Raw genomic sequence first — 12,647 nt, 5'->3', positions numbered from 1 at the left:
AGAGTATGCGATGCGCTTGCACCTAGCTGCACTGGATCGATGCCAATCCCAGTTCCCCTTACGCTCACTTTTGGATGCTGGTGACTTTGCAATCGGTCGAGCCAGCACTACTGGATCTATTGGGGCCGCAGGGGATCGATAGGTGTTCAGAGGCGCATGCTGAAATTTCTGCGAAGCGAAAGTTTTGCGCTGCCGCACTTTGACTGACTTCATGCTGGCTTCGCCGCCGAACCACGGAGGCACCGCTGAGCAACCGTCTTAAAAGTCAAGCGACACGAACATGATCCTGCCAATTTCCAGATTTGGCGATTGCGTTGAGCGTGGTCAGCAGCTTGCGCATTGCCGCGACCAGGGCGACATTCTTGGGCTTGCCCGCGGCGACCAACCGCTCGTAGAAGATCTTGAAGACATGGCTGTGCCGCACGGCAACCAGAGTGGCCATGTAGAGCGTCTTTCGCACGTCGGCCCGACCACCCCAGATCGAGCGCTGCCCGCGCATCTGTCCGCTGTCGCGATTGAGCGGAGCAACGCCCACCTGGGCAGCGATGCGTCTGCGACAGAGTTGACCCAGTTCGGGCAGCTCTGCCAACCGCGTGGAGACCGTTGCCGCGCCCCACGCCCTTGACGCTGGACAGTGCTGCGGCCAGCGTGCCATGGATGGAAGCCGAATGGGAGAGACGCGCAGCACCACGGCACGGCCAGCTTGCCGGCGACGCCCCTAAATTTCTCGCCCGCGAAATTCGACCAACCGAAAAATTGACAAAACGATATCAAAATGAACTAGACTGAACGCATTGCAACCACATCGAACAATCATGCTTGGAAGAATGGCAATCCGGGGCATCCCCAAAAGCGTCCTAGACAACTTGGAGGCCTCCGCCGTGCGACACGACAGGTCCATTGAAGCAGAGGCCCGCCAAGCGTTGAGCGCCTGGGTCGAACCGATCGCGATCGAGGCCGAGCAGAGCAAGCGATCCGCCGAAGTCGGAAGCCGGCTCATGCGCCTCCTCGAGCAACTGAACGATGAGAACACCGGCAAGACCCTCAGACCCTCCGAGATCGCAGAGCAGATGGGCGAGGAACGTGCAGGCGAAGTCGAAAAGTGGTTCCTCGGCCGAGCCGAGCCAACATTTGCGCAGCTGGACGCGCTGGCCAAGCTCTTCGCCGTGTCGCCGGGATGGATCAAGCACGGGAATAACACCATGTTTCCCATCGAAAATCACCGGCTACCCGAAGACGCCGTCGAAGCCGCGACCTGGCTGAGCGAATGGGAAGACAGTGAGCCCGTCGACGCCATCCACCTGGTGCGCGAAGCCTCCAAAACCGGCTCGCTGCTGGTCATCAAGGAAAGCACGCGGCACCAGTTCAAGGTCTTTGCCACCGGCATCCACGTCAGCGAAGAAATCGGCAACGGCGGCGAATCCATGCTGACCCACCTGTGGGTCACGCTAGCGCTTCTCTACAAGCGCTATACCCGCGGAAGCCGCCATTTCATGGTGTTCAGCTACCTCGCACAGCCCAACACATACAAACAGATGACGTCGGGTCAGGTCAACGCACTAACCCTCCTGCGCGACTGCGAGAAGACGCCTTGGTGGGAGGACGCATGGGACCAGTCGATGTACGCGAAAAACACCTACTGGAAGGGCTGGAAGGAACTTTGCGAGCGCATCGCCAGAGCCATCGCGCGCAATGATCGGTTGAGCACGCAGCTGGATGCAATCAAGCGAGGCGACATGGCGGCCGCGATGCCCGGCGAAGCCCATACGGCCTGACGAATTTCGCGGGCGCGGATGTACGAGTCGAGCGCCTCGATGAATTGCCCAATGGTGTCCGCGTCTTTCGACTTCTGACAGGCATATCGCGCCCAACATGACTCGGCTGTGCTGATGCCAGGCAGCCGAGTCCGCCTCAACTCCTTCGACAACGGGCACCTGAATCCCACTGTTCCTCCTGACCAGAGTACCCATGTATGTTCCCGGCCACAGATGCGGCAACTACCGCGCTCACAATGTCGTGCCAAGCAATCATCGCCACGCGGCAGCGGAGAAAACTCCGCTGCCGGTCGGTGCTGAAGCGAGCAATCCCGCATGGAGTCACTCAATGAATCGGAAAAATGTACAAAAGCTTCGAGCTCTCCGAATCGCAAACCTACGACGTGGACCTGTTCCACAAGGAACTGGGGCCCTTGGGGCGTGGAAGGCTTTCCTTCGGTGCGGAAAAAATGCCGCAGGTGACCTTCAGGATGACTTCTCCGGCGAAGAGTCTGACTGAGAATCAGAAGCTCCATCTCGTACAGGCCAAGACGGAGAATGGACGCTGCTTCAGTCTCTTCGAATGCGAGTACCTCAGCCACACGCTGCTTTCGAGCTACCTCATCGATGGAGATGTGCCAACCAGCGAATTCAGGCACATCCACGCCCGGTACGACGAGGTTTCAGCGTGGTTTTTCCAATGGCAGAGGATTGACGGCGAGGTCGGAGAAAAGCTGGAATGGTCCGAGGAACTCGTACCGCTTGTTGCACGCATCCAAGAGGGTCGAGAACAGTTCTCTGTAAAGAGCGAGTATTACGGCACCCTCAGCGGAAGCGGTGAAGATCGGACGTTGCACCAGCACATCCAGTTCGCGTTCGAACGAACAAACGGCTTGTTCAAGTTGCGCGATCTCAAGTCCAAGACGCTTCTGCTTTCCAGCTTACTTTCCATTCTGATCGGGCATCCGGTCTCTCTGGTCTCTTTGGACATAGGAACTCCGCAAGGGCGCCGCCACGCGGCGTACTTCCCCTCGGCGAAAAGGGCAGAGGTTGACTTGCAGCAAGCGAGCGTGCTGCGATATCTGCTCGCAAAGCGCAACATCGAGGAGCGGTGGCAGACGATTTTCGAGCGTTACTACCGGTCCAGTTTCCGCAAGCTCTCCTGGATGCGCCTCGCAGGAATGAAGCGATTTTCCGGGTTCTGGGAACACAAAGCCCTTGCCTACGTCAGCCTGCTGGACCGCTATGTCACGCAACTTGCCGAGAGTGTGAATGGCTCCTTGAAGATAGAAGCCCACACAGCGAAACTGATCACGTTCGACGAGAAGATCAGGGAGCTGTCGAATCCACTTACGGCAGCGCAAATCGATGAGGTGAGTGCCATTGCAGAAACGGTCTTCGAACAAGAGCGCGGCTTGACGTTCGTCGAAAAATATGAAATAGCACTCAGACATACCGACAGCGACATTTCCAAGATCATCAATCTTTCTGACGAAGACTTCAGATTGGTGAAGCGGATGCGCGACAAGATCGCTCACGGAGACGACGTTGAGATCCAACAGAACGAATTTCAGAAGATCAATACGATCGTCGCGAGACTCGCATTGCTCCTGACCTACTGGGCATTCCTGGATATCGGCCTGACCAACGATGATTTCACGATGTGCTTACGCAGGACGCACCACCGTCTCCGCTTTGACGCCGAGCTCGACCAAGTTCATCTTGCTCGTGTCACACAGACCGCGGAGTTTTTCGCTGTTTCCGAGGCGAAGCTTCAATCACTCATCGCGAAGCCGGTTCCAAGAGTTTCCGCGTGCTTTGTGCAAGGCGAGAACGGGGGGTTGGAGTTTTCCGAGAAGTACACCAATGCCTATCGCGATTGGCAAGCAGATCGAACGAGAGAGCCCGGGGTTTTCTCGCACTCGAGCATTTTTGGAGTGCCCGAAGGCGTCGTTAGAACGATTTCCGAGGCGTACATTGAGTCGGCCAACGACCGGCTAGCACTCCTTCAGGTCTTCGTCTTCGACGAGGCGGCCCTCTCGGCAGCTCACAAAGGTGACTCGGTGACTTGATCGATCAAGGCGGCTTGAGCGGCTGTCTTCAGGTGATTCACGAGCCTGCCTCAGGCGTAGGGCCTGATGGCATCCGGGCTCTTCAAGCGCCGCCACGGCAGGTTGAATCGAGGTTGTTGATTTCCATGGAATGCTGACCCGCGGGGGGTGCGGATAAAAACTTGGACTGGTTTACGCCGCAAGTCCAAGGCTCACCCGGTATTCGATGGGGCTGAGAGAGCCAAGAGATATCTTGATCCGCTTCTCGTTGTACCAGCGGATGTACGAGTCGACTGCCTCGATGAATTGGTCAGTGGTGGCGTTCTTCCAGTCCCGAGGATAGAACAGCTCGTTCTTCAGCCGACCGAAGAAGCCTTCGCAAGCTGCGTTGTCAGGTGAGCATGCCTTCCGGGACATCGAGCGGATGGCGCGTCGATTGGCAAATAAGTAAGCGTGGTGCGGCTGCGCTGCGCCGAACACCTTCACGACGCGCGCGAGCGCCGTCTCGGTGCCAGCGCGCATGTCGATCGGCTCGGTGGCCAGCCACACGGCGTCGACGCGGATCAACGCAGCCACTCGCGCAGCCACGCTGCGCACTACGACGCTGACTCCACCGGCCAGTGCACCACTGCGGTGGCGCTGCCTCGCTTCAGTTCGATGCGGATGTCACGGGCCGGCATCTCGGCTTCGGGCTGCACATCGAGCGCGATGAAGTCGGGCATCGGCAAGGTCGGAACGCCAGTCGCCTTCGGCGACGCAGCCTTGCGATCGTCGGCACGCCACCGGTGCACCACGTTCGCATTCAGGTTGTACAGCCTCGCGATCGCCGCGGCAGAAGCATCCGGCTGCCGGCACGCCTCAAGGACCTCAGCCTTGAACCGCGCGCTGGGCTTGCGACGGGTCGCCCGCTTAACCACACCATCTATTGCGTCCACATCATTCATCGCGGACACGATGCCTGTCGCCTCTCAGGCAATCAAGATGACTTCACCGTGCGCTTACCAACGTCGGGCTGCGCAAGCCGGCTGTTCCGCTCAACCGCTACTCGATCACCACGTAGAACGGATCGCTCTTTCCCAAAAGGGAGTCGTCGGCCTTGCGGATGAGGAATGCCTCAACCATATGGACGCCCCGGTACGACAAGCGCTCCCACCGGACCAATGGCTCATCTGAGCGGTAATAGTCGCCGCGCAGAGCGTTGGCACGCCGCGCGATTTCATCCGTGTTCGTCACGCGCCATTCGACCTTGTAGGTCTCGGGGAAAGGAAGCCCGAAATTGTTGCTCGCATTAAAGCGGATCCAGTATCCCGGGTGGGTGGGCGCGAGCGAGGCGAGCGGTCCGACCTGCTGCCCGTAGCGGGATGTCCAGAGTTGCGCGCCAACGTTCACCGTCAACCGTGTGCCGGTAGCCACCCGCCATCGCGGCCGGCGCATGTGTGGCAAGCGATCGAAGCCACTTGGTAGAGCCGCACGCCCGATCTTCTTCACCAGCGCCACCAGATCAGCCACGCCAGCGGACACCAGACTGCCCCGGACTACAGACAGTGCTGCTTCACTGACATTGCTGGCCTTCTCGACAACTTCGCGCACGGCGAAGTCCTCACCGAATACACGTTGCCACTTCCCGATGCTTTCCTCTTTGTCTGACTCATCGTAAGCGTCATCGATCCAGCCGCGGTACAGATTGATCTTCGAACGGAAGTTCGAATACTTGGTGTCGTCCCAGGCAGTGCTTTGGATCTCCTCGACCAGCACGGGATTGCGCACCGTCGGCTTGCTCGGGTTGGCCTGCAACCAGTCATCTAGCCGATCAATCAGCGTCTTGAGCGTCGTGGGAACATCCACGAACACCGCAGCCCCCTTGTCGGAGGCGTACACATGCTTGCCGAGCAACGTCGTCAGCAGGAACGAGGGGCAGGTGAAGGTGGTCTTGATGTCCCTGAGGTACTTCAGCAACCGGGTGACTTTGCGGAAGTTGTTGTTCCCGCAGATGCTGTTGCGCTCGATCAACCATTCCGTGTAGTCGAGCGGGTTGGATTTTTCGAAAAGATTGGTGTCGCGATTGCAGACCTCCCAGGTACCCGTGTCGAGGCGCTCCTTCACGCAAGGTGCCACGTCGATCTTGCGCTCGCCGGCGTACTCGATAGTGATGCAGTGCGAGTAGCGCCTGATCTTGTCCTTGTACAGACCGAGCTTGCTCATCTCCTCATACAGCTCGTTGATGTAGTCCTTCGCCTCCCAGCCCGTGACCGGCTTCACGTAAACCAGCAGATCCGCATCGAACGGATCGCCAGGCAGTGGTTTGATGATGGTCTTGTGAGCCCATGACCCTTGTGCGGCGAAACCGACGATGGACGGCTTCCAGTCCAGCCCTCGCACCGCCGTCTTGATGGCTTCGATGCTGCTTTCGAGCTGATCGAAGCGCGTGCTGTTGAGGTTGACGGTGTCGTTTAGGAAGGCGTTGAAGTCTTGGACCAGTTTCATTCGTCTACCCCACCTTCAGCGCACTTTGCCGGCCGTGCGCAGCTCACTCACTAACTGGTCGGCACCAGCGTTCATTTGCTCTTCCATACGCCTGCGCAAGAGGTTGTAAACCCAATCGAAGATCAGTGGACTGGAGGCGCGGTGGTTGAAGATGGCGTCTTGCAGCTCGCGCGAACGCGTGCTGATTTCCTGTTCCGTTGCGCTGCTGCGCGCGCGATCAAGGAGCTTCTTAACCTCATCGTTCAGACGGTCCAGCAACTCAATGGTCGCGGCCTGCCGGTTGCATTCCCTGAGCGCCCAGATGATCACCGGCGTCATCGGAGCCAGGGTGGAGAGGACGAAGGTCGTCATGGTGTGATCGATGGCAAGTGATACGACCCCAGCCCCCGCGATCAGCACCACGCAGCCTGTAAACAGAACGCGTCTGTAGCGCTTGCGCAAAGCGCTGTCGTACCAGAGATTGGTGCGCTGGCATACCAGCCTTGCCAAATGGAGCGGCAGTTCTTTGACGGCGAGCGGATACCAGTTGATCAGCCGTTGCTCGTCCTTCTCGCTGAGCGTCTTGCATGCGTCGGCAAAGACATCCTCAGGGTCAATGCGATTGCCGACGAGAAAGGTGTTCCAGTCCATCTGCAACACCGTGCAGTCGAAATCCTCCTGCAGCTTCGCTGCGTTCTTGAGCTGCGCACGGTGCCAACGATCGAGAAGCAGAACCTCCAGGAAACTGAACATCAGGGCGGCGAACGCGATGAACGGCTTCGACGGGAGGAGCAGCGCTGACACGATCAGGCCGACGATCGGGAAAACGAGTGAGATCACGAGGCCCGCCGCTTGAACATTCTTGGCTCGCCGGTAGATCAATGTCCTGGCACGCAGCAAATTGAGCATTCGCGGCTCCACCTGCTTCTTGTCGATTTCATTCATGCGTTTCTCTGCTCCTTGCATCATTGCTGTTGTCTTGCGGTCTAGATCGTCGCTGGCTCAAGCCCAACGCTTCCTGCGTTGCTCCGGATGTTCGCCGCCGCCTGCCCACACCCCTGTGGTCAACCAGTCCTCGAAATGCCACAGCCACTCCGCAGTCCAGGCAATGTAGGTATCGATCAGCTTCATCTGTGGCAGCCACTCGCGCCGCTTCGGCCACCATAGACACAGCTTGGTGCCGACACCGTTGTTGGAGTAGATGTGCGGCAGCGCGGCTTCGTTCGCCAGGGTCGTCAGGTCAGGACTCAGCACGAACATTTCCGGTGGGCGCGAATCGGGTGTCAGCCGAAGTTCACATTCGTAGACGCGACCAAAGTCGCTCGGCGCCAGACGGAATCGATAGCGCAAGGCACGGCCCGACAGAAACATCAGCCGGGCGCCATCGAGAGGCAGGGCGCGCAGTTCCATGGCTCGTTGGGCCAAGGTCAGTACGGGCGGGGCCGGGTACGGTGTCATCAGCGGCCGAAATACGTATGGGGCCGCGCTGCGACGCTGACCGGCGCGGCTGCCGCCGACGAGATCAACGCCACCCGGCCCGCGACGCGGTTGCTTTGCCGATGCTGGGTCTGGTCCTGCTGGATGGCGCTTGCGCAGCGGGGGCCAAATGCGCCCTCCAGCGCCTTGATCAGAACATCCAGGCCTTCATGGTTCTCGATCGCGTGCAGGATGCGCTTCAGATCCCCGATCAAGCGGTTGTGCCAAAAGAAAAATGCCTCCTGCCTGGCCGGGGAATTCATGCCGCCGGCCAAGTTGTCCCGGGGCGCCGATGGGTTCGGCAAGACCCATTCTTCGGAACCGTCGGACCGGGAAATCCGCTCAAAGTGCAGCGGCATCCGCTCAACGATATCGAGCAGCAATTCCAGGGGACTCTCGTGCGGCTGCGGCGCCTCCACCGCATACGCCATCGCGGCCAGCGTCGTCAGGAAAACAGAGGAAGGTGCCAGGTCCTGACTCCCCTGCGCAATGCCGAAGGCCACATTGCGATGCAGCTTCAGCAGTTGCACCAGCCGGCACAGCAGCCGGTCGAACACCTCTTGCGCATCAGGCAACGGCGCCACTTCCGCGCGCGTCACCGAATCCATCGCCTCCGAAAAGCTCATCACGGCTGTGAAATTCGGCGAAATCGTGGCGGCGAGATCGAAATGCTTCGCGTACCCGCGCGGGTTCGTGGAGTCGAAAAGCCGCAGCTCACGATCAGGGATGAGGCCATGCGTCTCGCCGAGCGGCGCTGTCAACAACGGAGAGTCAATGACCGGCGCGATGTCGGCGCACATGCCTTCGGCATACTCCAACGTCGCACAACGCTCCCAGCGATGCAGCCGGAGCCCATGCGCATCGGCGTAGCGGGACAAGGCGCGATGCAGGCGGTCGAGCAGTAGGGCTGGCCCGTGCTCGCCCTCGTATTTGCGACCCGCCCCTGACGCCAGGCGCGCGATCAGATCGATGTCGAAGCCCTCCCGGGAGTCATCACGCGGTCGCACGATGGTGCCCAACTGCCGGGAACCGTGGGCGTGGATCTGGATGAGGTCGCCCTGGAACTCCGGACATGCCGAAAGGAACTCACCGGTGCTGTTGTAAGAGCGCTCCAGCGCCGTCAACTGGGTGGCTGTGGGCTCGTGGGCGCGTGCGATGACGTCCGCCAGGCGGAAGAAGCGCGCCGACGAGCGCGTGGAGACGCGGGGGCGCTGAGGGAGAGTCACAGGTTCGCGGATCACAGGGTTTCCTTGAAATTCTTGTTGATGACTGCCGGCCTCACCTGGACTCGTCCAAGCTCAGCGTTGGTGCTTGGTGGGGTCCACCAGCTTGTAGCCCTGGCCGGGTCGCGGCGTCGGCGGCAGCGGCTTGCCCTTGACGCCGGTCACTTCGTTGCCAGTGCACGGGTTCTGGTACTGGCCGGACTTCGGTGCCGGCGTACCGGGCTTCAACGTCTTGCTCATGGTCTTCCTTCCCAGGATCAGTTGGTGGATTGCGAAATCTCGACCTCCCCTCTTCCCCTGTGGCTGTGTTACCAAATCGGGGTTGCGCAGGAAGTTCGGAACTATCACAATAAAAATTGTGGACTCCCGAACTTCTGGAGTCAAGTATTTTTTTTATCGGAAATCCGAACAAGCATGCCAACACTGGGCGAGAAGGTCCGCACACTGCGGAAGAAAGCAGGCTTAACACTGGAACAGTTCGCCGAGCAGATCGGCGCGTCCAAGTCATCCGTATGGGAACTGGAGAACAAGGAAAAGGCCCGCCCGTCCGCTGACCGGATCAATGAGGTGGCGAAGGTCCTGGGCGTGACGCCCGAGTTCTTGATGAATGACGACGTCGCCGAACCCTCGATCGACGTGGCTGACGAAGCCTTCTTCCGCAAATATCAGTCGCTGGACAACGGGGTGAAGCAACAGTTGCAGGAGATCCTCAGCGTCCTCGACAAGAAGGCCGGCTCTTGATCCAGGCGCTTTCCCCAGCGCGCGAGGCGATCAAGATGGCGCAGCTGTGGCGCGCCGTCCATGGCCTCACCTTTCCGATCAACGCGGGAGCGCTGGCACAGGAATGGTCCAGGAACGTGGCGCCCGAGGCGCCCATCGGGGAGTTGCAAGCCCGAGAGCTAAAAGGCTTCGAGGGCGGGTTGTTCTGGCTGAAGGAGCGAAAAGTCTGGGCGCTGCTGTACCACCCGCACCCCGACCTGCCAGGACGATCCAACTTCACCGTTGCGCATGAGTTCGGGCACTACGTCCTGCATCGCAAGCTACAGGAGGCGTTCCAGTGCTCCCAGAGCGCGACACTGGGCATCACGGGCGCCCGCATCGAACGTGAGGCAGACCAGTTCGCGTCGTATCTACTCATGCCCATCGACGACTACAGCCAGCAGGTACGTGGGCGTCGGATCACTCTTGATCTCCTGGGCGAGTGCGCCGACCGTTACGGCGTCTCTTTGACGGCCGCGATCCTCAAGTGGTTGGAGTTCACCGATCAGGCTGCCGTCGCCGTCATGGGACGGGAGGGGATGCTGCACTGGTGGAAGGCCAGTGACAGCGCGAAGAAATACACGTTCGGAACGCTGCAGGAGGGTATAGAACTGCCGTCGGGCTCGCTCGCTATGAGCCCGGACCAAGCTCGTTCAACCGCGGACTATCGCTTGGGCATAGAGCACCCCGAAGGCGTCTGGCCCATCAGGCTGCCTGTGCGTGAGATGGTCGTGCTCTCAGACCGGTACGACATGTCCATCTCTTTGCTGATCCTTGACTCGCCCGGAGTGGCGCATCCGGATGCGCCTGACGACGACATGACGACCGCACCGCCCACGTTCTGAACTCCCGCCATCAGGCCAAAAGTTCCGACCGCTCGTGCTAAGGCGGCGTTGTCAAATGAGCTTGCCGTCCGAATGCGATGTAAGTTATTGATTTTTAATGATTTACTATTCAGAACTCAGTGAAAGAAGTTCAGAACTCAGTGACGATCGACAGGTAGCCTGGGGCTATCAGCGCGATAGAAACTCAAGGGAACCCTTGGTTTAGCACTCCCTCTAACCGAGTGCTAATATGGCCAACACAAAGGAGTTTCCCCTGATGACAACCCTGTCCGGAGTCTCTGCCAACCAGCTGGCCGTCGCCAACCCATGGTCGATGGTTCCCCCGCTGGGCAACCTGGATGCTTATATTTCGGCCGCCAACCGCTTGCCGCTGCTCACGCTCGAAGAAGAGCAGGGCTTCGCACGCAAGTTGCGCGACCACAACGACCTCGAATCCGCCGGCGCGCTCGTGCTGTCGCACCTGCGCCTCGTGGTCTCCATCTCCCGCCAGTACCTGGGCTACGGGCTGCCGCACGGCGACCTGATCCAGGAAGGCAACGTCGGCCTGATGAAGGCCGTGAAGCGTTTCGACCCCGACCAGGGCGTGCGGCTCGTGAGCTACGCCATGCACTGGATCAAGGCCGAAATCCACGAGTACATCCTGAAGAACTGGCGCATGGTCAAGGTCGCGACGACCAAGGCCCAGCGCAAGCTGTTCTTCAACCTGCGCTCGATGAAGCAAGGCTTCAAGGCCGACTCGGCCGCGGCCGACAACGGCACGCACCGCGACACGCTGAGCCCGGACGAGGTGTCGCAGATGGCGACCCGGCTCAACGTCAAGCCTGAAGAAGTGCTCGAGATGGAAACCCGCCTGTCGGGCGGCGACGTCATGCTCGATCCGGGCCCGTCGGACGACGGCGAAGAAGCCTTCGGCCCCATCGCCTACCTGGCCGACGCCACGCAGGAACCGACCGCGCTGCTCGAATCGCAGCAGCGCGACCGCCTGTCGAGCGACGGCATTGCCACCGCGCTCGAAGCGCTGGACGACCGCAGCCGCCGCATCGTCGAGGAGCGCTGGCTCAAGGTGAACGACGACGGCTCGGGCGGCATGACGCTGCACGACTTGGCGGCCGTGTACGGCGTGAGCGCCGAGCGCATTCGCCAGATCGAAGTCGCCGCCATGAAGAAGATGAAGAAGGCCCTCGCGGACTACGCGTAAGTCTCTCTCCTCCCAGAATGAAGAAAGCCCGGTCGCCCGGGCTTTTTTCATTTGGAGAGCGTGCGCATCGCCCGTTTGGCGATGTAGCGGGTTTCAGGCGTGTCCGACTCGGCCAGCCACCGCGCGCAGAGCCTGTCGACCCACTCGCCCTGGCTCTTGCTCGCATCGTTGAGCCAGTTGGCCACCGAGTTCTGCACGTAGCGGCTCGGATCGGCGCGCAGCGGCTCCAGCAGCGGCAGCGCGCGCCAGGGCTCGGTCTTGAGCGCCTCGATCTGGGCACACCACACGCCGCGCGGCCGCGTGAGTTCGCTGGCAAAACGGCGGATGTTGGGGTCGGCATCGAACACCCAGGGCTGCAGCAGCGCGAGTGCTTCGTCGAGCGAGGCGATGACCGCGTCGCGCACCGCCATCCAGGCGATCTCGCGCACGCCGAAATGCGGATCGGCGGCAAAGCGGCGCACGGCCTCCAGTTGCCGCGGCAGCGGCAGGCCCGAGAGCGTGACCCACTGCGCGGCCCAGCAGCGCGCCACATCGCTCGCATGCGTGGCCAGCCTGTGGGCGACGGCGTCGCGCTCGGCATGCAGCGCCGCGAGGTCGTAGAGCGCGCGGGCGATGTGCCCGTGCCGCTGCATCGGCTTGAACGCCGCCAGCATCGCGAGCGTGTCGGCCAGCCGTTCGCTCTGCATGTCGAGCCCGATGTGCCCTGCCACGCTGCGTGCCAGTTGCGGCAGCTCCAGCGCCATGAATTCGTTGAGGTTGACGGTCTCGAGCAGCCCGTCGTTGAGCGCGCTCAGCACTTCCGGCGGAATCAGCGCGATTCGGAAGGCGCCCTTGCGCGCCTTCAAGTGCTCGACCGAGCCCGCGGCTTGCATCCGCCT

12 protein-coding genes and 3 pseudogenes are annotated in these 12,647 nt (G+C 60.6%); 6 read left to right on the top strand and 9 right to left on the bottom strand.

Features of this window, described 5'->3' with window-relative positions; translation table 11 throughout:
* Positions 1–265: 265 nt before the first annotated feature.
* Positions 266–635, bottom strand: a pseudogene (locus ACQY8B_RS01630) (transposase); the annotation flags it as partial.
* Between the two features lie 180 nt (positions 636–815).
* Here ACQY8B_RS01630 and ACQY8B_RS01625 point away from each other — a divergent pair.
* The 3 genes and pseudogenes from ACQY8B_RS01625 to ACQY8B_RS01615 form a co-directional block, all read left to right on the top strand.
* Positions 816–887: pseudogene (locus tag ACQY8B_RS01625) on the top strand (hypothetical protein); the annotation flags it as partial.
* Between the two features lie 36 nt (positions 888–923).
* On the top strand, positions 924–1,775 hold the full coding sequence (locus ACQY8B_RS01620) for a helix-turn-helix domain-containing protein (RefSeq protein WP_422089194.1): 852 nt from the start codon (positions 924–926) through the stop codon (positions 1,773–1,775).
* 341 nt (positions 1,776–2,116) lie between these two features.
* The gene (locus ACQY8B_RS01615) at positions 2,117–3,826 is read left to right on the top strand and encodes a HEPN domain-containing protein (protein ID WP_422085107.1); all 1,710 of its coding nucleotides are present in this window, start codon (positions 2,117–2,119) and stop codon (positions 3,824–3,826) included.
* Positions 3,827–3,997: 171 nt separating this feature from the next.
* On the opposite strand, the pseudogene ACQY8B_RS01610 reads toward ACQY8B_RS01615, so the two are convergent.
* The 7 genes and pseudogenes from ACQY8B_RS01610 to ACQY8B_RS01580 all read right to left on the bottom strand — a co-directional run.
* Positions 3,998–4,237 (bottom strand): annotated as a pseudogene (locus tag ACQY8B_RS01610) (IS3 family transposase); the annotation flags it as partial.
* A 164-nt stretch (positions 4,238–4,401) separates the two neighbouring features.
* Positions 4,402–4,749 carry a transposase gene (locus ACQY8B_RS01605; protein WP_422085106.1) on the bottom strand — a complete coding sequence of 116 codons (348 nt, stop codon included), beginning with the start codon at positions 4,747–4,749 and terminating at the stop codon, positions 4,402–4,404.
* Between the two features lie 97 nt (positions 4,750–4,846).
* Entirely contained in the window at positions 4,847–6,289 is a 1,443-nt protein-coding gene (locus ACQY8B_RS01600) for an SMODS domain-containing nucleotidyltransferase (RefSeq protein ID WP_422085105.1), read from the bottom strand.
* A 15-nt stretch (positions 6,290–6,304) separates the two neighbouring features.
* Positions 6,305–7,213, bottom strand: a complete 909-nt coding sequence (locus ACQY8B_RS01595) for an S-4TM family putative pore-forming effector (RefSeq protein ID WP_422085104.1) — start codon at positions 7,211–7,213, stop codon at positions 6,305–6,307.
* 57 nt (positions 7,214–7,270) lie between these two features.
* Positions 7,271–7,678, bottom strand: a complete 408-nt coding sequence (locus ACQY8B_RS01590) for a hypothetical protein (protein WP_422085103.1) — start codon at positions 7,676–7,678, stop codon at positions 7,271–7,273.
* Between the two features lie 47 nt (positions 7,679–7,725).
* Positions 7,726–8,985 (bottom strand): nucleotidyltransferase domain-containing protein, encoded by a 1,260-nt coding sequence (locus ACQY8B_RS01585; protein ID WP_422085102.1) that lies wholly within the window; start codon positions 8,983–8,985, stop codon positions 7,726–7,728.
* A 57-nt stretch (positions 8,986–9,042) separates the two neighbouring features.
* Entirely contained in the window at positions 9,043–9,207 is a 165-nt protein-coding gene (locus ACQY8B_RS01580) for a hypothetical protein (protein ID WP_422085101.1), read from the bottom strand.
* A 174-nt stretch (positions 9,208–9,381) separates the two neighbouring features.
* Here ACQY8B_RS01580 and ACQY8B_RS01575 point away from each other — a divergent pair, with 174 nt between their 5' ends.
* From ACQY8B_RS01575 to rpoH, 3 genes are all read left to right on the top strand, one after another.
* Positions 9,382–9,708, top strand: coding sequence for a helix-turn-helix domain-containing protein (locus ACQY8B_RS01575; protein ID WP_066113304.1), 327 nt, complete (start codon positions 9,382–9,384; stop codon positions 9,706–9,708).
* The gene (locus tag ACQY8B_RS01570; RefSeq protein WP_422085100.1) at positions 9,705–10,571 is read left to right on the top strand and encodes an ImmA/IrrE family metallo-endopeptidase; all 867 of its coding nucleotides are present in this window, start codon (positions 9,705–9,707) and stop codon (positions 10,569–10,571) included. Before ACQY8B_RS01575 ends, ACQY8B_RS01570 begins: the two co-directional genes overlap by 4 nt.
* 256 nt (positions 10,572–10,827) lie before the next feature.
* Entirely contained in the window at positions 10,828–11,769 is a 942-nt protein-coding gene (gene rpoH / locus ACQY8B_RS01565; RefSeq protein WP_422085099.1) for an RNA polymerase sigma factor RpoH, read from the top strand.
* A 47-nt stretch (positions 11,770–11,816) separates the two neighbouring features.
* Here rpoH and ACQY8B_RS01560 read toward each other — a convergent pair whose 3' ends face one another.
* Positions 11,817–12,641, bottom strand: coding sequence for a DNA alkylation repair protein (locus ACQY8B_RS01560; RefSeq protein WP_422085098.1), 825 nt, complete (start codon positions 12,639–12,641; stop codon positions 11,817–11,819).
* Positions 12,642–12,647: the final 6 nt, after the last annotated feature.

The organism is Variovorax sp. (assembly GCF_965279555.1).
Taxonomy (GTDB): domain Bacteria; phylum Pseudomonadota; class Gammaproteobacteria; order Burkholderiales; family Burkholderiaceae_C; genus Variovorax.
The sequence above is the reverse complement of the archived record's forward strand: the minus strand, read 5'-3'. Positions and strand labels throughout refer to the sequence as shown.